A 19,452-nucleotide genomic window follows, 5' to 3' on the forward strand; every position below is an offset into this window, starting at 1 on the left:
TTTTTCCTGACAAATAGACAACAGAAAAATTTAATGGTAGTATATAAAACATCAAAAAAGTAACTTACAATTTAATAGAGGTAGCAATGTAGATGAGTAATACACCAGAGAAGGCATTCGATGACGATGTATGAAAGGCAGCCATTGCCGAACGATTGAAATCGGCAGATTTTATATCGTGGGGATATGGGAAATACCTATATCACTCCTGCTTAAAAAGCAGAGGCGCTATCATCTGTCTACATAACCATTGTATACATTTAAGACGCCAGAAATGGTGTCTTTTTTTATTGTTTGAGGAAAAAATTGTAAAAAGGAGTTTTGTATATGTCTGTTTACAAATATAACGGCTGCGGAAATACCTTTGTGATCACGGATTTCAAGAATGGAAAAGACTATTCTATGGAGGCTACCTCTTTGTGTAGTTCAGAACAATTTGATACAGATGGCTTAATCGTCGTCAAACAAAATCCGCTAGAGATGCTGCTGTTTAACCGTGACGGTTCCGAAGCTCCAATGTGCGGAAATGGGATTCGTTGTTTTGCCAAATATGTCCTAGACAAAGGTTTGACCACAGAAGAACGATTTCCTGTACAAACATTAGCTGGTGAGATGAACGTAGACATTCTTCAAAATGAGCCGTTCTACTGCGAAGTAAATATTGGTCGACCTGATTACTCAAACCATGCTTTTGATGCTGCTGACGATGCTGCTTACATCAATCGGACGATCTCTATTGATGGAGAAGACGTCACGTTCACCAGTTTGTTTATGGGTACTGTGCATACAGTTGTTTTCGTAGAAGATGCAGTAGCCATGCTGGAGACCGATTTAGGAGAAAAACTGTGCCATCATCCATTGTTTGCTCACCAAACAAATGTCAATTTTGTCCAAGTGCTGAATCGTAAAGAAATCATCGTGCGAACATTTGAACGTGGTGTCGGCTGGACATTGGCTTGCGGTACTGGCTGCAGCGCCAGCTTTGTGGTAGCTAGAGACGCAGGTTTAGTTGAAGATCGTGTAAAAGTACATCTAGAACAAGGAACATTGACTATCTCAGGTACAGAGGACATTTTCATGAATGGACCCGCTGTATTTGAATACAAAAAATAGCTTTAGTGACTTAACTATTGAATTCTTAGGAGGAAATAATATTGAACGCACAAGAAATTATCCGATTTATTAAAGAAGCTAAAAAACGAACACCTGTGAAAGCTTACATCAATCTAAACGAAGCCATTGATTTCCCTAATTGTAAAGTATTTGGGGAAGGACTATCAAAAGTTGTCTTCGGTGATTACGAAGATTTGAAAGCCATTCTTGAAGAGAACAAAGAGCGTATCAATGATGTTGAACTAGAATACGACCGTAGAAATAGTGCTGTGCCTTTACTGGATACTACTAATGTAAATGCACGAATAGAACCTGGAGCGTTCATTCGAGATCAAGTAGAGATTCACGACCATGCAGTAATCATGATGGGGGCTATCATCAATATTGGCGCTATTGTCGGCGAAAATAGTATGATCGATATGGGAGCAATTCTCGGTGGCCGAGCTATCGTTGGTAAAAATTGTCACATCGGTGCCGGCGCCGTTTTAGCTGGAGTGGTCGAACCCGCTTCAGCCACTCCTGTAATTGTAGAAGACGATGTCTTGATCGGCGCGAATGCTGTCGTTATCGAAGGTGTTCGGATCGGCAAAGGTAGCGTGGTCGCCGCTGGAGCAGTGGTGATCGAGAATGTTCCAGAAAATGTGGTAGTTGGCGGCATTCCGGCGCGTATTTTAAAAGCAAAAGATGAAAAAACAGCCAGCAATACTGAATTGATCGCTGCTTTGCGAGAATTGTAAAATAAAAAAAATGCCATCCCAAAAGATACGCTGCTTCTAAAGTGTCGAAAGTCCATTTGCGTTCCTTTTTTGAGGCAATCTCCTCTTAAAGGGAACGTAATTTAATTTTATGTTCCCTTTTTCCAAAAAAATGAATGCAATAGGGAACGCAAAAAAGCGAGGAACTGGTATATTTCACCGTTTCCTCGCTCCTCATTTTCTAATTGGTTAGAGCCATTTGAAGCGCAATCTCCTACTAGACGAATCTACCTATTCTGCTTCTGCGTGTTCAAATACTAAATGCCATTCATTGCGCTTAGCTAAGAAGTCACGAGCAATTTGCTGTGCTCCCGCTAAAGTGTGGTGAGCTGCCCAGCCACATTGTTTTTCATTGCTGGCTGGAACTTCTGTAGCCACCAATACATCTTTCATTGTTTTTTCAAGTAATCCCAAGATATCTTTATAATCTTCGTGGTTCACAACTGTCAAATAAAAACCTGTTTGGCATCCCATCGGTCCGAAATCAACCACGTAATCTGCATGATTGCGGATCAATTCAGCCGTCAAATGTTCTAAAGAATGAACAGACATCATATCCAAATGTTCTTTATTGGGTTGTGCCATACGCACATCATATTTTAAAATACGGTCCCCATTTAGTCCTGTTTTCTCACTCGCTAAACGTACATACGGGGCACGGACTTTTGTATGATCCAAGTTAAAACTTTCAACATTCATTTTTTCTGACATACTAAAAACTCCTTTTTTAGTTTAATTTGCTTTCTTACCTTCTACGATCCAAACATACGGGTTCATTTGCGTAAATGAAACGCTGAAACCAGCATCCTTGAAAGAGCGATACAAATCGGGTATCAAGGGATAGTATTCTCGTTTTAGATCTTCTTCTAGCTCATAAAATTGGTTGTGAGCAGCTTCAGCTAGCTTTTGCTCATAAGAATCTCGGTCTATAAACATGGTATCTGCAAAAACTACGCTTCCTCCATCTTCCAGAAGCTCATAATATTGATGCAGAACTTCTGCTTTCTCGTTGGCATTCAAATGGTGGAACACATATGAACTCAAAATAGTGTTTATTTTGTAAGGAGGCAACGGAAAAGTTTGCATATCCCCATCAATAATATCGACAGTTCCCAACAGTTTAGCATCTGCTAGCTGCCTCATTTCTCCAGAAGGCTCAATGGGATAAACTCTTTTCCCCGCCGCCAACAGTTTTCGCGTTAAATTTCCAGTCCCGACCCCCAGCTCCAGAACAAATTCGCCACTTCGTTTGACCAGTTCTTGCAAAATCGAGTCGTATCCTAAAAAAACTTCCTTGTACTCTTCATCTTCTCCAGTTACAAAATCATCGTAATCCGTTGCCCAATCTGTGAAAATATCCAGAAACTCTCTTCCCATTCATTATCCCTCCATAGATGATGAAACATGTGTTAAAGCCTGCTCTAAATCTGCGATCAAATCTTCAGCATCTTCCAAGCCTACTGAGAATCTGACCAATTCATCTTTGATACCTGATTTTTCGCGGTCTTCTTTAGGAATGGAACCGTGAGTCATTAAGGCTGGAATCTCGATCAGACTTTCGACTGCTCCCAAGCTTTCCGCTAAAGTGATCAATTCCAGCTTCTCTACAAATGCTTTAGCAGATAGTCCTTCTTTCAATTCGAATGAGACCATTCCGCCAAATCCGCTTGTTTGTTTCTTCGCGATCTCATGTCCGACATGGCTTTCTAATCCAGGATAGTAAACTTTTTCGATAGCCGCATGATTGTCTAAGTACTCTACGATAGCTGCAGCATTTTTTTCATGAGCATCCATCCGAATACCTAATGTTTTAATCCCGCGTTGTAAAATCCAGCTATCTTGTGGTCCTAAAATACCGCCGATCGCATTTTGCAGAAAACCAATTTGTTCCGCTATTTGTGAGTCACTTGTAGTTACTAGACCAGCCACGATGTCACTGTGCCCACCTAGATATTTAGATGCGCTGTGTAAGACAATATCCGCACCTAATGTCAATGGACGTTGATGATAAGGTGTAGCAAATGTATTGTCTACAATCGTTATCAAATCGTGTTTTTTAGCGATTTCAGCCACTGCTTGAATATCAGTGATTTTCAATAATGGATTAGTAGGCGATTCTAAGAAAACGGCTTTTGTTTCTGGAAGAATAGCTGGTTCGATAGTCGTTAAATCACTCGTATCTACTACCGTAAAGGTCAACCCCAATCTTTTCAATACAGAATTGATCAGACGATAAGTTCCACCGTACACATCGTCACCTACTATGATATGATCCCCTTGTGAAAATAACGAGAAAATAGTATGCGTTCCTGCTGAACCAGAGGCGAAAGCAAATCCTTTGACTCCACCTTCAATATCTTTGATCAATTCTTCGACTGCAAAGCGAGTCGGGTTGCCCGTTCGTGAATATTCAAATCCTTTATGCACCCCTACTTTTTCTTGTTTGTACGTTGATGTTTGATAAATCGGCACATTCACTGCACCTGTTGCTTTGTCTCGACTGATTCCACCATGGATAAGAGCTGTTTTTAAATTCATTTTGTCTGATTCTCCTTTTGATAGATATTTTTACTTAAATAACGTTCACTGCTGTCTGGAAAAATAGTCACGATCGTACTTCCTGAAGGCAGCATTTCTGCTTCTTTCATACTGGCTGCAAATGCTGCTCCACTTGAGCTTCCTACCAACAGACCTGATTTTCTTGCTAATTCTCTGGCATAGAAAAAGGCTTCTTCATCCGAAATAGTGTAGACAGCATCAAATTGTTCTCTCTTCATAAAGTCAGGCATAAATTCCATTCCAATACCTTCCGTTTCATGGCCGTGAACTGGTCCTCCTGAAATGATCGAGCCTTCTGGTTCAACGATCGCCGTTCGGATGCGGCTGTCCCATTCTTTTAGATAAGCAGCTGTCCCTGTAAACGTCCCGCCACTGCCTGCACCTGCCACAAATGAAGTCAACTTCTCATTTTCTAAGTCCCGTTTGATTTCCGGACCGAGTGTTTCGTAATACGTTAAAGGATTAGCCGGATTTTCAAACTGCAATGGAATATAACTATTGGAGATTGCTTGCTGCAGTTCGCGAGCTTTTTCGATCGCTCCTGTGATGCCTTTTTCAGTAGGTGTATGCACGATTTCTCCTCCCAAAGCCTCCATCAATATTTGTTTTTCCAGACTGAATTTTTCTGGAACCGTAAAAATCGTCCGCAAGCCAAAATTTTGTGCTGCCAGAGCCAACCCAATACCTGTGTTGCCGGCAGTTGGTTCGATGATCGTGGTATCTTTATTGATCCATCCTTTATCGAACCCGTCCTGCAGCAGTTTGAAGCCTAAACGATCTTTTACACTGCCGCCAGGATTGAACGATTCCAGTTTGGCTAGGATACGGTTGCCATTTGGAATTTTGATTCCTTCAATTTCGACAAGCGGGGTGTTCCCAATCAAGTCTATGATTGTTTTAACAGGCATTTTTTTACTCCTTTTCTAATTTAAGGTACAAAAAAAGCGCACATGAGTAACGTTCTACTCATGCACACTTTGGCATTCATCATTTGTTTTTATAAGTGTTTTCAACAGAACAAACTAGTTTCATTCCTTTAAATCCAATTATGGAGAAAAAGATTGTATGAAACCGTTATCTGTCTTTATAGAAAAGCACTATAAAAAGAGAGAATTACGCAAATGAGTCTGGTGTTAAGCATGAGTGTTTATTTTCATTTAAACAACAACAACATACTAAACAACAACAGTTCATTTTGCGCATGGAATTCTCTCCTTTCTTTTTTACGTATTTTTTAACTAAGATCATCTTACACAACTAATTTTTTTCTGTCAAATTTTTTTTAATTTTATTTTTCTAAGTTGTAAATTTATTGTTGCATCTCTTCCGATTTTATATATTTATTAATTTCCCCACTCATACCCTTCCGAATAAAACAGCTTTTACAAGCTCTTTCGTTTTTATTGTCTCAATTTCTGTGTTACAAAGAGGATACAGATAATTAGCGGAAAAAACATTTGGTAAAGGAGATTTTAACAATGGAAAAAAAATTCGATATAGTAGTCATTGGTAGTGGTGTAGGTGGTATGGCAGCAGCTTCTGGTTTAGCCTCTGCGGGTAAAAAAGTTGCTATAATAGAGGAAGATCTATGGGGAGGAACTTGTCCAAACCGAGGTTGTGATCCAAAAAAAGTTTTGGTTTCCGCCGTTGAGGCTATAGATCGTGCCCAGCAACTACAAGGTAAAGGATTAGAAACTGTCCCTCATGTGAATTGGACAGAACTCATGGCTTTTAAAGAAACATTCACTGCCCCTGTGCCGAAACAAAGTAAAGAAAGCTTGGAATCGTCTGGAGTAGAAACGTTCACTGGCAAGGCAGAATTTATCAATAGCCAAACTTTACAAGTAAATGAAGACAAACTAAAAGCGGAGCACTTTGTCATTGCCACTGGTGCACGTCCCTCATTGCTGGATATTGAAGGGAAAAAGCATTTCCTAAACAGTAATGACTTTTTGTCTCTTCCAGAAATGCCTGATACTATCACCTTAGTGGGCGGTGGTTATATCTCTTTTGAATTTGCGGCCATCGCTAATGCGGCAGGTGCGAAAGTACATGTGATCCAACACAATGATAGTCCTCTTAAAGCCTTTGACCGAGAACTGGTCGACCTTCTAATAGAACAATTAGAAGCTAAAGGGGTAACTTTCCATTTGAACGTAGAAGTTTCTAAGATCGAAGCGACTTCGAATGGTTATTCATTATTTGATGATTCGAGCTTTCAATTAGACAGCGATTTAGTTTTCTGTACTACAGGACGTATACCGAATACGGAAGCATTAGCCCTTGAAAATGCCGGAGTTGAGTGGGATAAAAAAGGGATCACTGTTAATGATTCTCTCCAAACAAGCAATCCAGCTATTTTTGCGATCGGAGATGTTTTGTCTAAAACCCAACCTAAATTGACCCCTGTTTCGAGTTTTGAAGCGGACTATTTAGTGTCACATTTGACTGGACAAAATACTGATCCTATATCTTATCCAAGCATTCCTACGATGGTTTTTTCCGGTCCCAAATTAGCCCAAGTTGGCGTAACGCCAGAAACAGCAGCGAATAACGAAAATGACTACGAGTTGTCCACTATAGACGCCAGTAAGTGGTTCAGTTACAGACGATTAAACGAGTCTATCTCAAAAATCAAAGTTGTTACAGATAAGAAAACTGGTTTATTAGTAGGCGCCACTTGTTTGAACAATGAAGCAGATGAACTGATCAATTATTTCAGCCAGCTGATCGAGCAAAAAGTTACCGCTGCAGCAGTCTCTAAACACATTTTTGCTTATCCAACTATTGCCAGCGATTTGTCTTATTTTTATTCTTGATCTGAACAAAATTTTTCTGATTTTTGTCTGATGAATCATTGCCTAGTGTAAACTATTCGGTGGTAGAGACTAAAGATGACGATTGTTTTTTAAGTTGACAAAAAAAGAGGAAGACCATTGCTAGACTTATAGGTTTGAGCGCCTCATTAGCAGCATAAAGATTGGTCTTCCTTGGAAATTATTTTAAGAGAATGATTGATTTAATAAAGAAGGTGACGTTTTTTTTATATTCCCTCCATAGACCCATTTCTGAAACCAAGATAAAAAACTTTTTACTTCATCCCTTTAATCAATGAAGAACCACTCTCTGCAACGATCGTTAAATAGATTCATGCTGATTTAACGGATCGCTTGCAGCAGTATGATAAAGGACAATTTAAAAAGAACGAAAGTATGCTTATAGGTGCAGAATTTCAAACAGCTTCTTCAGCTGAAACGTCCTTACTCATAATGCAACTAATCTATAATTTTCAACACCGATCGGAAACGAATAGAATAAGCAATGTCAAGCTTTTAGCCATTTTAGATACATACAATTTGAACTACTTTGTCCATTCTCGGATGAATATGGGTGAACAGGTCGGATGATCATGATATACTCTTTATTACAAGAAGGATTTCCGCTGCTTATTATTGAAAAAGAAACCAAAGCTAAGCATGTCGAATTTTTGGCAGGAACATTTTTATTGAAACTGAGTCGATTATCGCGTAAATTTGACATATAGAACACCTCTGTTTTGTATTTTCGTCAAATCTACATTAACAGAAAGGTGTTTTTTTTCACGCACCAAATGGGTGAAAAAATAAATTCCTTATAAACATTTAAGAAACACGGTTTTAGATCCCAAACTTATAAAACTATGAATTATCTAGGTCGTACTTTTAAACTTAATAAGATTCACTAGGAGGCACTTTATGAATAATGAAGAGAGTATTACTACGCGAGTAGAATTAACAGAAAAAGAATATGTATTTTTATCTTTATATATGAAAATAAGGTCTACTGCATTCGTTCTAATATGCTTTTTTTTCCTTTATATAGCAGTTTTTTATGTATTAATAAAAATTCCGTTACTTATGAATATCATCATTTCTGCTGTATTAATTCTTTTTATTATACTTCCGATAATATTCTTTGTTTTAAGCTATAGGGCTAGGAAAGAATATAGAAGTAATTATAGTTTACGAAAAGAAGTAATAATTAAGTTTAGCGATTTAGGCTTTGATTTGACTACAGAAAATAGCGAAAATCATCGTGAATGGACTTACTTATATTCAATCAGAGAACTAAAATATGGTTTTGTTTTCTACTATTCTGCTTATACGGCAACTTTATTTCCAAAAAGATGTTTTGATTCTAAAAAAGATATAGACTTCTTTAAAGACTTAGTTTCTAACCATTTAGATTCTAATAAAGTGCATTTCAGAAGTTAAATGGTTACTAACCTGTAAAAGAATAATTGTCATATTAATAATTTCTAATTATTAATATGCAATTAGAGATACACTCATTAAATAGTTAGTGTTATTAATTACCTAAATAAAAAATTAAGGATGATTTGACTTAAGCTCATACCATCCTTAATTTTATTGTTTAAAATACTTTAATTGTTACTAGATAACATTGTAGTTATAACTAACCCAGCAGCAGAAAAAGCAGCTGGCGCGCCTGCTCCTCCTGAAACAACACTAGCTCCAATAGCGGCTAATGCAATAAGCACAACAGTTGTGCCTATTGCAACTTTTTCCGTTGTAGTAAGTTGAGGAACTGTATATGGTTCAACCGTTTCCACAGGTACCAGGTTTGGATTATTAGGATTACTCGTGTTTTTTAAAACTAAAGTAAAAATGATTTTAGGAGCAATGATTACACCACTTAATAAGGTCACTGGCTTTGTAATCTCATAATTATATTCCACTTCTAATTTTGAAGATATAGATATATAAGTTGAGATAAAACCAGTGCCACCAATGTTAGATCCAAAACTATATATAAGGCTTCCAGTATCCAGATCCAACTCTAAATCATTAGCAATAGATTCACCAGAAGCTATTGCATTTAATAGTGACGTCGTCATCATAGGTGTACCATCACTTGATATGGCAATCGTATTCATTGGATTTCCTTCTCCAAATTCAATCTCTCTAGATGCTTTATACTCCAATCTATAGTATAGATTGTCATTGATTACATGAGTTTTACCATCCAATTCTACGCTATAGTTAAATATCTCGCTGAATGGAAAAATCCCTTTAACTGTACTCTTTAAGGCTTGTTCAATGATATATTCGTCTGTTCTAATCACTTTGCTAGCACCATTGTCTCTTCCAGACTTGATATTATTATCCATTTCAATTTGTCCATCTCCACTACCCAACGTAATCGTAGAGATTTGATCAAATGCCCAATTACTTGGTAAAGGAAAACCTAAATTACCACTAAACCCAGTAGACATGCCACTCACAAAACTGGTTACTGCATATCCTGCATTTGATACTCGGGAACAAGCATTACGAGTTCCATAAATCCCTACTTTATAGGAGCCTAATTCTGTAATTTTAGAATAAACCGATTCAAAATGAGGCAATATAGAATTCGTAATTTCATCATCAGTTGAATCATAATCTACTGCAAAATAAATGATTGTTCCATCTGAAAAACCATATCCTTTTGCCGCATTGTGAGCAGCAATGGCATCTAAAGTTCCTTGGTCTTCGTTAAAATAACTAGCAGCTCCACCATACGTTTGGTAAATAGGAAATACTGTTAAACCAGCGTTAAAAATCGTTTCTAGTTCGCCAGGTTGAATTTTTTTATTCAAAGTCGTCCCTTCAACATTGGTTAGATAACGCCCAACCGTTTCATAACCAGCGTTTACAAGGGTTTGTGCTCTTGCTGGAGTTACTTCCATTACACAGTCTAAAGCCGTTCCTTTCCTACTTGGATCCCCGGTACTCACCAGTAAAGAAGACCAGGTCTGTATACCTACAATTCCATTATTCTGTAAGGCTGAAAAAGTTTGAAAAGCAACAACTTTCTCTTTAGTACCAGGCCCAAAAGAACCATCAAAATCAACTTCAAAGTTATTGAAACACAGAGCTGCCTGTAATAAATGAACGAATTGAGTGGTTCCATCACGATTACCATTTTGTAAAGTTGGTAATTTTGCTTTTGTAGTAGGTCCAAAATTCCCATTCGCTACATCATCAGATAAACCTTCTTCATATTGCAGAGCATAGATCAACGCTTTTTGAGTTCCTCTTTGATAAATTCCATCAGTTGGTTGTAAATAGAAATCTCTTCTATTTTGATAACGATTGTTTAACCATTGTTGAATCGTACGAACTTTTGTAGTCCCACTACCAATTCGAATATAGGCGTCCATTGTTAACAATGCTTTAAATATTTTTGGTGTTACTGTTCCATCAGTTCCAGATAACCCCATATCTGTTTTCATTTCCAAAACGGCAGCTGCAGTTCCTAGGCCGTAGGTTCCTGTAATCCCGCCTGGACCATAACCTTTACTATAAAGAGCGCTTTGAATAATTTTTACAATATTCGAGTTGCTATCGTTTTGTCCTTGGCCAATAGTCCCGTATTGTTGTGTGAACTCGGCTAAGGTTGTTTCCCCAAAGCTGTTAGAAGTTGCCGTAATCCCTAATTCTATTTGAAGTGCTCGAGTAAGTGCGTACATCGTAGACCAACCGGTATTTCCATTCGCAGTAATTTCTTGATAACCTGGATGTTCTCCATATTCTCCATTTACCCACTCTTGAGCTTTTTTTACCATTTCATCAGCCATTTTCTATTCCTTCTTTCTACTTATTTTTATATTGCTTTCGTTTTTAAGAGTTAATTTTAAGCGTTTGTCCGACTTTAATATGATTCACATTCGAAATATAGTTCTCTGTTGCTAATTTTTGGATAGACGTATCGAATTGTTGAGCAATGGAAGATAAGGTATCTCCTGGTTTTACGACATAGTGCTCTTCTTTCGACTGCATATGAGAACTAACAGGGATAATCAGTTGTTGATCTGGATAAATAAGATTTGGATTATCCAATTGATTTGCCGTAGCGATTGACTGGACGGAGACAGCATATTGTTCGGCTATTTCGGATAGCGATTCGCCTTTTGTTACTTTATGCATGGTCGTTTTGTTCGGCTTCTCAAACGAAGTTTGAGTAAGGACTTCTCGGTCCCATTTTTGCAACTCATTTTGTTCAATTATCTGAATGAGTTTGCTTGCATATTGGGGATCCGTAGCATAACCAGCGGTTTGAATGGCTCTCGCTTGTTTCTTATAGTCTCTCAACCCAATCACGTCAGCATAGCGTTGATTTTCATTAAAAAACTTTCCATGATCTTTCAATGATTCTTCATAAGAAGGATATTTCCTAAAATAATCCGTAACGGTAAATAGATTGCCATTTTTGTCATATTCTTTTGTCGAATAGGCTTTCTTTTCACCCTTCCAGCTCTTATCTGCCTTAATACCAAACAAATTGCGGCATTCCTGTGCTAATTTGGACTTTCCCCAATTGCTTTCCAGAATAGCTTGAGCGGAAGTGATTGAAGGTAAGATATCATAGTCATCGAATGTAGCCATCGCTCCTGAGTGAAGATTATTTAAAAAATTAACTTTTGCCATACTGTATCACCTCCTCTCTATTTTTCCCGAAGCAGCTCTTTTAATTCTTCTAAAGAGTCCATCATTTTATTGATTATTTTTTCTAATCGAACCAATAAATAAATGGTGATAAAAACAGGAAATCCAATAGTCGAAATAAAGTTTCCCCATTCTTCCATAACAATATCTCCTTTCTTATATTACACATAAAGAGTAGTTGTATAGTAAAAAAATATTTATTTTGATAGAACGATTTTCTTTTGAGAATATTTTACAGCAATCTTTTGCCGTTTTAATCTGCTTTTTTAGAGATAAATCATTTTGTACTCTTTATGTGTAATTACACTTTACTACTCATTTTGAAGATATTCAATGATTTTTACTCAATATTGTGTAATTTTATTTGTTTTTTGTTTCAATACGTGTACAATAAAGATAGAAAATACTAACAGAGGTGCACTATGGATACTCATAAGTTAAAAGAACTCCGCAAATCCAAACGGTTGACGCAAGGAGAAATGGCTGAAATACTCGAAATCGCTCGAACAACTTACGCCAATTATGAACAAGGAACAAGAGAACCAGATAATAAAATACTCAATAAATTAGCCGATTATTTCCAAGTTTCTACCGATTACCTTTTAGGGCGAGATGTTCCAAAATGGGCCACACCAGAAGATCTCATTGACTTAGAAGAAATCCTAAACAACAATGTCCATATGGCTTATGGGGGAGAAGATTTAACTGAAGAAGACAAGCAACGCGTACAAGACGTTTTAAAAGCGGTCTTTTGGGATAGGCTTAAAAAGAGAAGGGATTAAATGAGTGAAAACTGGAATAATTTGATTCAACAATTGTATACAGATTATCATACGTATGATCCGTTTAGTTTAGCGGAAAATAAAGGCATAGACGTCCTGTTTGTTCCTTTTGGAGAAACGCCAAAGGGAGAAACCGTTCGGTTTAAAGAGGAAACACTGGTATTGCTCAATGAAAATTTAATTGACGCAAACGAACGTTACTTTGTATTAGCTCATGAATTATATCATGCTCTTGAACATGAAAACCTTAGTGCTTACTACACGACGCAAAGAAATGGAAAAGGAACGCTTGAAAGAGAAGCCAGTATTTTTGCAGGGAATTTAATGCTTGAATTGTATAAAGAAGATTATGGCTATCCACCAGAAACGTTTCAACATCTTCAAAACCTTTATGGTGTTTCTGAAGAAGTAGAATTTTATTTAACAAAGTAGGTATTTTTTCCCTTTAAAAGACATCAAAAGTTATTAATCTGTGCATAATTGCTGTACAGATTAATAACAAATATATATTTTTACTCAATGAGATCACTGTAATTATTCATTGATTCAGAGAAATTTTTTTTATACATCCACACAGGAATATTGGAATTATGTTCTTGTTTGCTTAGACCATCACTCAGCAGGAATAGAAGACAAAACTGTATCTTTACCTGCGTTAGTTAGAAAATTTTATGAAATTGAGAACCATAAACAAGTGCTTGAAAGAATGGCTGATTATTTAATCAATGGAGATTCACTCTCTATAACGATCGTTACAGAGAGTCATGCTTATTTGTGGATCGCTAGCATGCAGTACGATAAAGGACTGTTTAAAAAAGTGGAAATATGATTACAGTGTCGAATTTCAAACTGATTATCCAGCTGAAATACCTTTACTGGTATCTTAGCTAGTGAATAACCTGCAGTATCGGTTAGATAACGCTAAGACGAGCGATGACAAGTTATTAGCGGTTTTGGATACACATATCCAATTTGAACAAATCCATTCGTTCTCCGACGGAAATGGGCGAACAGGGCGGATGATAATGATGTATTCGTTGTTATAAGAAGGATTACCGCCACTTATTATAGAAAAAGAAACCAAGGGCAATATGTCGAATTTTTGGCCAACCAAGACGTAGAAAGCTTCTCTCAATTTGCAAAAGAGAGACTAGAAAAAGAGCAAAAACGAATGCAAGCCTTTCATAATATAGGTAAAAAACAGATACAGTATGACTAAAATATTTACACAACAGTACGAGGAGGTTTAGTTATGGAAGAAGAAAAAAAGGAATAGTGTTTACAGGTAGTTTGAAATTGGATGATCTTCATAAATCTAATCGTTATCAATTGCGAATCCGGCGCAAAAAATCATTAATATATAGTGCTCTTATAGTAGTTATTGCGTCTTATATTCTCTATAATGCAATCGACAATTTATCTTATGCATCACCATTTGTCATTCTTTTATTAACAGTGGGTACAGTAGGATTAGGATTAATATTAGGTATAATCGGCAGTAGAATTTTAATAAAAAAAAGAACAGAGTCAATGTACAGTTTAAACCCTACTCTAAGTAATAAGACAACGTATATTGCAAATAATATCGGTCTAAAAATTGAAATGATAAATGAATTGGACCGATTTTATGAATGGAAGGACATGCTTAAATCGTATGAGTTTAGCGATATGTTTCTTATATACATAAATTCTCAGGCCTTACTCTTTATTCCAACATCCTTTTTTAAAACACAAGAAGATGTTAGTGATTTCAGCAAACTTCTCTCACGAAAAACTAAAAACTTCATACTTTAATTTTCTTGAATAAAAAAAGTCTCTTCCAACCTAATCTTAACAAGCGAATATTACGAGATCCCATAGACGAGCGTCCAGAAATCATTGGAATTCACAAAACATTCGGCCTTTGGAAAGTCGATACTGTTATAAGAAACAAGTTGAAATCAAATGCCGTTTTACTGACGTTAGCCGAAAGGAAAACGCATTTTGAAGTCATCTTAAATCTTTGACTGGAATTTACAATTTTGCAATAAAAAGGTATAGTTAATAATGGTTTGAAATTAGCTTACCTTATTAGAGGAGAGATTATATTGGAAAGAGTAGTTGGAACAGTAGTAAGAGGACTTCGTGGCCCGATCATCAATCAAGGAGACAACATTGAGCAAATTGTAGTAGATACAGTTTTAAATGCATCAAAAGTTGAAGGTTTTTCAATTGATGACCGCGATATTGTAACTGTAACTGAGTCTATTGTAGCTCGTGCCCAAGGAAATTACGCAACGATCGATGACATCGCAACGGATGTAAAATCAAAATTTGCAGATGACGCAATCGGAGTTATTTTCCCTATCCTTAGTCGTAACCGCTTTGCAAATAATTTGCAAGGAATTGCCCGTGGAGCAAAAAAAGTGGTTCTAATGTTGAGCTACCCATCTGATGAAGTGGGAAATCACTTGGTAAACATTGATGAATTAGATACTCAAGGTATCAACCCATGGAAAGATATTTTAACTGAAGCTCAATTCCGTCAATACTTCGGTCATGTCAATCATCCATTTACTGGCGTAGACTATATCGAATATTACAAAGGTTTAGTCGAAGCAGAAGGCGCTGAATGCGAAGTTATTTTTTCAAACAATCCAAAAACCATATTGAATTACACTAAGAGTGTATTAACTTGTGATATTCATTCTCGTGTTAGAACAAAACGTATCTTAAAAGACAATGGCGCTGTAAAAGTATACGGTCTTGATGATATCCTTAGTGAGTCGATCAACGGTAGCGGCTTTAATGAAGCTTACGGTTTATTAGGCTCAAATAAAGCGACTGAAGAAAGTGTCAAACTATTTCCAAATAACTGTCAACCAATCGTTGATTCTATCCAAGCAAAAATCAAAGAATTGACTGGCAAAACTGTTGAAGTAATGGTTTATGGTGACGGTGCGTTCAAAGATCCCGTAGGAAAAATTTGGGAATTGGCTGATCCAGTTGTATCTCCTGGTTTTACTGAAGGCCTTAAAGGAACACCTAACGAAGTCAAATTAAAATATTTAGCTGACAACAACTTCTCTGATCTTCGTGGAGACGATTTGAAACAAGCTATTTCTGAATACATCACCAATAAAGACGAAGACTTGGTGGGTGCTATGGAAGCACAAGGAACAACTCCTCGTCGACTAACAGATTTAATCGGTTCATTATCTGATTTAACTTCTGGTAGTGGAGACAAAGGAACACCAATGATCTACATCCAAGGTTACTTCGATAACTATACAAAATAATATATGTTGATAGTAAACGATGCTGGGATAAAACCTAGCCAATAAAAGCACCCTGAAAAGTCAAGTTGGCTTTTCAGGGTGCTTTTTTAGATCTCTTCATCTTCTAACGTTGGTAAAGAAATTAAGTGTTATCTTTTGCAGTCAAGTTGCTTTCTTGACGTAAATGTATTTTTTTCATAGCCAAACGAGCAGGTGGCTGAGCAATTAATAACTCACAGAATAAAGCAATACAAAAGTTTCTAGGCCAATGAGATAATGCGGCAAAAGAAGCTAAGCTAATTCCATTTCCAAGCATATCTCCAATTATCGTCATTGTGAATGACATACCGATAACAGTGAAAAAGACCGTAAATAATATTTTTGCATTAAACCCATCATTAGCATCAGAAAAACGATGAACCATTTTTTCTGCAATACGTCCCACGATAAAATTTTCCATTAACATTGCGATGATAAAAGCAATCGGGAAGGACTTAAGAATAATTAGTGCAACTTGTGCATTAAATGTCTCGAAATTTAAGCTGATATTTACTGCACTCATAATTAGTGCTGATATCGCACAAATAATAGCACCGTACAATATTCCTTCTTTGGCATTTCTTGGCAATCTGTTTTCTTTCAATTCTTTGATAATAAAAACTCCTTTTTTGTGTCTAAAAATAAGTATACATAAAAGTAGTCATTTGTGTAAGAAATATTTTCATGAAAATTATATGAAAATAAAAAAACGCATATTTTTATTTCATTTTGCTTCACTTATCAGTGCAACAGTATGTAGTAGTCATAAGCCAAACAACGGAGTGTTGTTGACCTTAAATAAGTAAACCAATGATTAAAAATGTAGCGAGAATATCGTAGTTTAGTCCAGAAATCCTGATTCACTACTTATAGAAAGACAAAAAAAGCGTTCACTGCAATTTCGCAATGAACGTTTTTTAAGTTGCTGAAAATTTTGTCCCAATCTCGTTTAGTTGTGCTCTGATTCTAAACGCTCTGTTTCACTCTCTATTCTAAATGAGTTGCACAGAGCAGACCATACGCCTATAAGCCAATCCCCACAGTCAGGTAAAAAGCACCTGTCTGTGGGGATTTTCTTATAGTTGATGGTCTAAACGCTCTGTTTCACTCTCTATTTTAAACGAGTTGCGCGAGGCAGCTTACGCGTTTATAAGGCGAGGCAATTCTGTTGATAAAAAGCATCAACTGAATTGCCTCGCCTTATATCCGGAAAGCTAAACGCCTCGCTCCACTCTCTCTATTCTTTTGGTTCTAGGTCTTCGATGGAATCAATATCCATGTATGCTGGTACGACAAAGCCGTTTTGAGCGCCTGTCAAGTTAGGTCCCATATCTACAATGTTATCTTTGTGTTCTTCATAAAAGGCTTCGTGAGTCATAGGCAGCCATGGAGCAATGGAAACATCGGCTTCTCCATTTGCAATAGCTTCAAACAAAATTGCTGGATCAACATCTGACACAGTAACATCGTATCCCTGTTGTTCTAATACTAGTTCTATCACTTTTCCAGATGCGCGTTCAGTGTCCCAAGGTGTAGAGACAATGTCGATTTCTTCTCCATTCCCAGACTCAGTTCCCTCCAACCACGAATCTACTTTATCTTGATTCGCTTCGATCCAACTCATTGACGCTTCTTCAAATGAACTGCTTTGAGCTTCATACATCACGGACTCCATGTCCTCAACTTCCCATTCGAAAGCATCCAGGATCTGAGCTGCATTCGGCATTTCTTCTTCAAAACCTGTTCGAGCAATCGTATGAATGCTTTCAATACCTCCTAAACTTCCCTTGGGATCTTCAATAAACTTCAGATCGTATTGCGTAAATTTATAATGCGGAGCCCATCCGGTTACAATAATAGGTTCTTCATTTTCAATAGCTTCTCCCAGCAAGGTCAACATGCCTGCAGTGGAACTTTCTGCCAATTCCCAACCTTCTAGATTCTCATATTCTTCTAAAGCAGTATGTGCAAGCCCTGTCAAGCCCGCTCCAGGTTCAATTCCAGTAATCGTATAGTCTACTGCTTCACTGATACTCATATTTTCATCGCTAGTTGCTTCTTCATTACTGTCACACCCCGCCAATAATAAAGCCGCCGTCATTCCAACTGTCATTCCCAAAAATCTTCTCTTAATCATATTTTCCTCCATTGATTTAAAAAGCTCAGTGCTTTTTTTATTTGGCTAATCCTTAGTCCACAGTTGTGTTGCGTCAACACCAACACTCCAGACAATTAGTCTTTTGTCCATTACTTTTATCTCTTCACGATAACCTCATGTACAGCACTTACTTCTTATGTTGCTTATTTACCGTTCCATCTTAAGGCCTCCCCTGTCTTTAGAGTAGGTCACCGATTTTATATAGCTACCATTTAACGTAACATGAATAGAATCTGGTTTCAAATCGACTAAGAAAGTACGCAAAAAAAAGCAAAGCATATGCTCTATCCGTCATTGCTTTGCCTTAGGCTTCGGTGATTTAGTTCTCATTCACAAAACTGAGTATATATTTATTGACCTGTTCGGTTTCTTCATGCTGTACCCAATGAGTTGCTTCACCAAGCAGCACACCTCGACCACTTTCGCAAAATTCAAGACTTTCCGTTGCCAAATCAGAACCTAAAAACTGATCTTGAGCACCCCATATCACAAAAACGGGCACATTTACTTGATTGGGAACACCTGATTTTCCGATCGATTTGCTGGCTAAAGCTCGGTACCAATTGATCATGGAGCGCATAGCATTTGGCTGAGACCAAGCAGTTCGATAATACTGCAGATTTTCTTCTTTAAAGGTTCCTTTTCGGCTGGTACTTTGCAACGCCCTCGCTGCCGGTTCCCAATTTGATACGCTGAACAATTTCTCCGGGAGCCCGCGCATTTGAAAGAACGCTATATAAGAACTCCTAAAGAGTTGGAATGGATGATGCAGGACTTGTTCTTTCATAGCTGCTTCATGCGGAGCATTGAGAATCACCAGTTTATGCAGCAATTCTGGATACGCTCTAGCCACTCTCCAGGCTACAATGCCTCCCCAGTCATGACCCACAAGAAATACTTTTTCTTTCCCAGATGCTTTGATCAACCCTGCAATATCTGCAGCTAGTTGTTCGATTCGATAGTCGCTTACTTTAGCGGGTTTATCGCTCAGATTATACCCTCTTTGGTCGGGTGCCCATACTCGGAATCCTTGATTGGCCAAAAACGCCATTTGCTTATGCCATCCATACCAAAATTCAGGAAACCCATGCAATAAAAGAATCAGTTCCCCATCTTTTGGCCCCTGCTGAGCTACATGCAAGGTTATACCATTGGTTTTTATATAAGCATGTTCACTAGTGTTGCATGAAACATAATATGTTTCACAATGTTATGTATCCTATTCCAATATGCAAAAAAGTCCTTTATACTGAACTTGGATGACTTATCCAAGACCAATAAAAAGGACCCAACTTATGG

The 19,452-nt window shown here is 37.4% G+C and carries 20 protein-coding genes and 1 riboswitch; of the genes, 10 read left to right on the forward strand and 10 right to left on the reverse strand.

All coding sequences use genetic code 11. From position 1 onward, the window contains the following. Positions 1-67 precede the first annotated feature (67 nt). A riboswitch (Lysine riboswitch) is annotated at positions 68-239 on the forward strand. An 88-nt stretch (positions 240-327) separates the two neighbouring features. Both dapF and dapD read left to right on the forward strand, forming a co-directional pair. Continuing rightward, positions 328-1,113 (forward strand): diaminopimelate epimerase, encoded by a 786-nt coding sequence (gene dapF, locus ACEN4I_RS05780; RefSeq protein WP_407102350.1) that lies wholly within the window; start codon positions 328-330, stop codon positions 1,111-1,113. Between the two features lie 41 nt (positions 1,114-1,154). After that, positions 1,155-1,850: a 2,3,4,5-tetrahydropyridine-2,6-dicarboxylate N-acetyltransferase gene (dapD, locus tag ACEN4I_RS05785; protein WP_407102351.1), complete on the forward strand. Its 696-nt coding sequence runs from the start codon at positions 1,155-1,157 to the stop codon at positions 1,848-1,850. A 249-nt stretch (positions 1,851-2,099) separates the two neighbouring features. Here the strand turns inward: dapD and ACEN4I_RS05790 are convergent, their stop codons facing one another. From ACEN4I_RS05790 to ACEN4I_RS05805, 4 genes are read right to left on the reverse strand one after another with little or no spacing between them, the layout of a single operon-like run. Continuing rightward, a complete protein-coding gene (locus tag ACEN4I_RS05790) occupies positions 2,100-2,579 on the reverse strand; it encodes an S-ribosylhomocysteine lyase (protein WP_204213024.1) in 480 nt (159 codons plus the stop codon). A gap of 21 nt (positions 2,580-2,600) precedes the next feature. After that, complete coding sequence (locus tag ACEN4I_RS05795; RefSeq protein ID WP_407102352.1) at positions 2,601-3,245, reverse strand: class I SAM-dependent methyltransferase; 645 nt, start codon at positions 3,243-3,245, stop codon at positions 2,601-2,603. Positions 3,246-3,248: 3 nt separating this feature from the next. Beyond that, positions 3,249-4,406, reverse strand: coding sequence for a cystathionine gamma-synthase (locus ACEN4I_RS05800; protein ID WP_407102353.1), 1,158 nt, complete (start codon positions 4,404-4,406; stop codon positions 3,249-3,251). After that, positions 4,403-5,335 (reverse strand): PLP-dependent cysteine synthase family protein, encoded by a 933-nt coding sequence (locus tag ACEN4I_RS05805; RefSeq protein ID WP_407102354.1) that lies wholly within the window; start codon positions 5,333-5,335, stop codon positions 4,403-4,405. Before ACEN4I_RS05805 ends, ACEN4I_RS05800 begins: the two co-directional genes overlap by 4 nt. A 570-nt stretch (positions 5,336-5,905) precedes the next feature. Here ACEN4I_RS05805 and ACEN4I_RS05810 point away from each other — a divergent pair. Together ACEN4I_RS05810 and ACEN4I_RS05815 are read left to right on the forward strand one after the other, a co-directional pair. Then, a complete protein-coding gene (locus tag ACEN4I_RS05810; RefSeq protein ID WP_407102355.1) occupies positions 5,906-7,246 on the forward strand; it encodes a dihydrolipoyl dehydrogenase family protein in 1,341 nt (446 codons plus the stop codon). A 915-nt stretch (positions 7,247-8,161) separates the two neighbouring features. Further along, on the forward strand, positions 8,162-8,680 hold the full coding sequence (locus ACEN4I_RS05815) for a YcxB family protein (protein ID WP_407102357.1): 519 nt from the start codon (positions 8,162-8,164) through the stop codon (positions 8,678-8,680). A gap of 170 nt (positions 8,681-8,850) precedes the next feature. On the opposite strand, the gene ACEN4I_RS05820 is transcribed toward ACEN4I_RS05815, so the two are convergent. Genes ACEN4I_RS05820 through ACEN4I_RS05830 form a run of 3 tightly spaced genes read right to left on the reverse strand, consistent with a single transcriptional unit; the run spans position 8,851 to position 12,057 of the window. After that, entirely contained in the window at positions 8,851-11,049 is a 2,199-nt protein-coding gene (locus ACEN4I_RS05820; protein WP_407102359.1) for a glycoside hydrolase domain-containing protein, read from the reverse strand. A gap of 43 nt (positions 11,050-11,092) precedes the next feature. Next, complete coding sequence (locus ACEN4I_RS05825) at positions 11,093-11,899, reverse strand: glucosaminidase domain-containing protein (protein WP_407102360.1); 807 nt, start codon at positions 11,897-11,899, stop codon at positions 11,093-11,095. Between the two features lie 17 nt (positions 11,900-11,916). Then, positions 11,917-12,057, reverse strand: a complete 141-nt coding sequence (locus ACEN4I_RS05830; protein ID WP_407102361.1) for a YvrJ family protein — start codon at positions 12,055-12,057, stop codon at positions 11,917-11,919. Positions 12,058-12,339: 282 nt separating this feature from the next. On the opposite strand from ACEN4I_RS05830, the gene ACEN4I_RS05835 reads away from it, so the two are divergent. The 6 genes from ACEN4I_RS05835 (at position 12,340) to ACEN4I_RS05860 (ending at position 15,977) form a co-directional block, all read left to right on the forward strand. Beyond that, a complete protein-coding gene (locus tag ACEN4I_RS05835; RefSeq protein WP_407102362.1) occupies positions 12,340-12,699 on the forward strand; it encodes a helix-turn-helix domain-containing protein in 360 nt (119 codons plus the stop codon). Further along, a complete protein-coding gene (locus ACEN4I_RS05840; protein WP_407102363.1) occupies positions 12,700-13,131 on the forward strand; it encodes an ImmA/IrrE family metallo-endopeptidase in 432 nt (143 codons plus the stop codon). Positions 13,132-13,405: 274 nt separating this feature from the next. Then, entirely contained in the window at positions 13,406-13,528 is a 123-nt protein-coding gene (locus tag ACEN4I_RS05845; RefSeq protein WP_407125910.1) for a hypothetical protein, read from the forward strand. A gap of 61 nt (positions 13,529-13,589) precedes the next feature. After that, positions 13,590-13,745, forward strand: coding sequence for a Fic family protein (locus tag ACEN4I_RS05850; protein WP_407102365.1), 156 nt, complete (start codon positions 13,590-13,592; stop codon positions 13,743-13,745). 250 nt (positions 13,746-13,995) lie between these two features. Beyond that, positions 13,996-14,493, forward strand: a complete 498-nt coding sequence (locus ACEN4I_RS05855; protein ID WP_407102367.1) for a YcxB family protein — start codon at positions 13,996-13,998, stop codon at positions 14,491-14,493. Between the two features lie 293 nt (positions 14,494-14,786). Next, positions 14,787-15,977 carry a coenzyme F420-0:L-glutamate ligase gene (locus tag ACEN4I_RS05860; protein ID WP_407102368.1) on the forward strand — a complete coding sequence of 397 codons (1,191 nt, stop codon included), beginning with the start codon at positions 14,787-14,789 and terminating at the stop codon, positions 15,975-15,977. 121 nt (positions 15,978-16,098) lie between these two features. On the opposite strand, the gene ACEN4I_RS05865 is transcribed toward ACEN4I_RS05860, so the two are convergent. From ACEN4I_RS05865 to ACEN4I_RS05875, 3 genes are all read right to left on the reverse strand, one after another. After that, positions 16,099-16,584: a DUF2798 domain-containing protein gene (locus ACEN4I_RS05865; protein WP_407125909.1), complete on the reverse strand. Its 486-nt coding sequence runs from the start codon at positions 16,582-16,584 to the stop codon at positions 16,099-16,101. 648 nt (positions 16,585-17,232) lie between these two features. Then, the gene (locus ACEN4I_RS05870) at positions 17,233-18,132 is read right to left on the reverse strand and encodes a glycine betaine ABC transporter substrate-binding protein (protein WP_407102371.1); all 900 of its coding nucleotides are present in this window, start codon (positions 18,130-18,132) and stop codon (positions 17,233-17,235) included. Positions 18,133-18,472: 340 nt separating this feature from the next. Beyond that, positions 18,473-19,294 carry an alpha/beta fold hydrolase gene (locus ACEN4I_RS05875; protein ID WP_407102372.1) on the reverse strand — a complete coding sequence of 274 codons (822 nt, stop codon included), beginning with the start codon at positions 19,292-19,294 and terminating at the stop codon, positions 18,473-18,475. Positions 19,295-19,452: the final 158 nt, after the last annotated feature.

The sequence above is a fragment of the Desemzia sp. FAM 23990 genome (genome assembly GCF_045528485.1).
In the GTDB taxonomy this organism is placed as follows: Bacteria; Bacillota; Bacilli; order Lactobacillales; family Carnobacteriaceae; genus Desemzia.

What these genes read in the sequence shown, in the direction of transcription:
- dapF (WP_407102350.1), top strand. Translation starts at nt 328, where the DNA reads ATGTCTGTTTACAAATATAACGGCTGCGGAAATACCTTTGTGATCACG.
- ACEN4I_RS05790 (WP_204213024.1), bottom strand. Translation starts at nt 2,579, where the DNA reads ATGTCAGAAAAAATGAATGTTGAAAGTTTTAACTTGGATCATACAAAA.
- ACEN4I_RS05795 (WP_407102352.1), bottom strand. Translation starts at nt 3,245, where the DNA reads ATGGGAAGAGAGTTTCTGGATATTTTCACAGATTGGGCAACGGATTAC.
- ACEN4I_RS05800 (WP_407102353.1), bottom strand. Translation starts at nt 4,406, where the DNA reads ATGAATTTAAAAACAGCTCTTATCCATGGTGGAATCAGTCGAGACAAA.
- ACEN4I_RS05805 (WP_407102354.1), bottom strand. Translation starts at nt 5,335, where the DNA reads ATGCCTGTTAAAACAATCATAGACTTGATTGGGAACACCCCGCTTGTC.
- ACEN4I_RS05810 (WP_407102355.1), top strand. Translation starts at nt 5,906, where the DNA reads ATGGAAAAAAAATTCGATATAGTAGTCATTGGTAGTGGTGTAGGTGGT.
- ACEN4I_RS05815 (WP_407102357.1), top strand. Translation starts at nt 8,162, where the DNA reads ATGAATAATGAAGAGAGTATTACTACGCGAGTAGAATTAACAGAAAAA.
- ACEN4I_RS05820 (WP_407102359.1), bottom strand. Translation starts at nt 11,049, where the DNA reads ATGGCTGATGAAATGGTAAAAAAAGCTCAAGAGTGGGTAAATGGAGAA.
- ACEN4I_RS05825 (WP_407102360.1), bottom strand. Translation starts at nt 11,899, where the DNA reads ATGGCAAAAGTTAATTTTTTAAATAATCTTCACTCAGGAGCGATGGCT.
- ACEN4I_RS05830 (WP_407102361.1), bottom strand. Translation starts at nt 12,057, where the DNA reads ATGGAAGAATGGGGAAACTTTATTTCGACTATTGGATTTCCTGTTTTT.
- ACEN4I_RS05835 (WP_407102362.1), top strand. Translation starts at nt 12,340, where the DNA reads ATGGATACTCATAAGTTAAAAGAACTCCGCAAATCCAAACGGTTGACG.
- ACEN4I_RS05840 (WP_407102363.1), top strand. Translation starts at nt 12,700, where the DNA reads ATGAGTGAAAACTGGAATAATTTGATTCAACAATTGTATACAGATTAT.
- ACEN4I_RS05845 (WP_407125910.1), top strand. Translation starts at nt 13,406, where the DNA reads ATGGCTGATTATTTAATCAATGGAGATTCACTCTCTATAACGATCGTT.
- ACEN4I_RS05870 (WP_407102371.1), bottom strand. Translation starts at nt 18,132, where the DNA reads ATGATTAAGAGAAGATTTTTGGGAATGACAGTTGGAATGACGGCGGCT.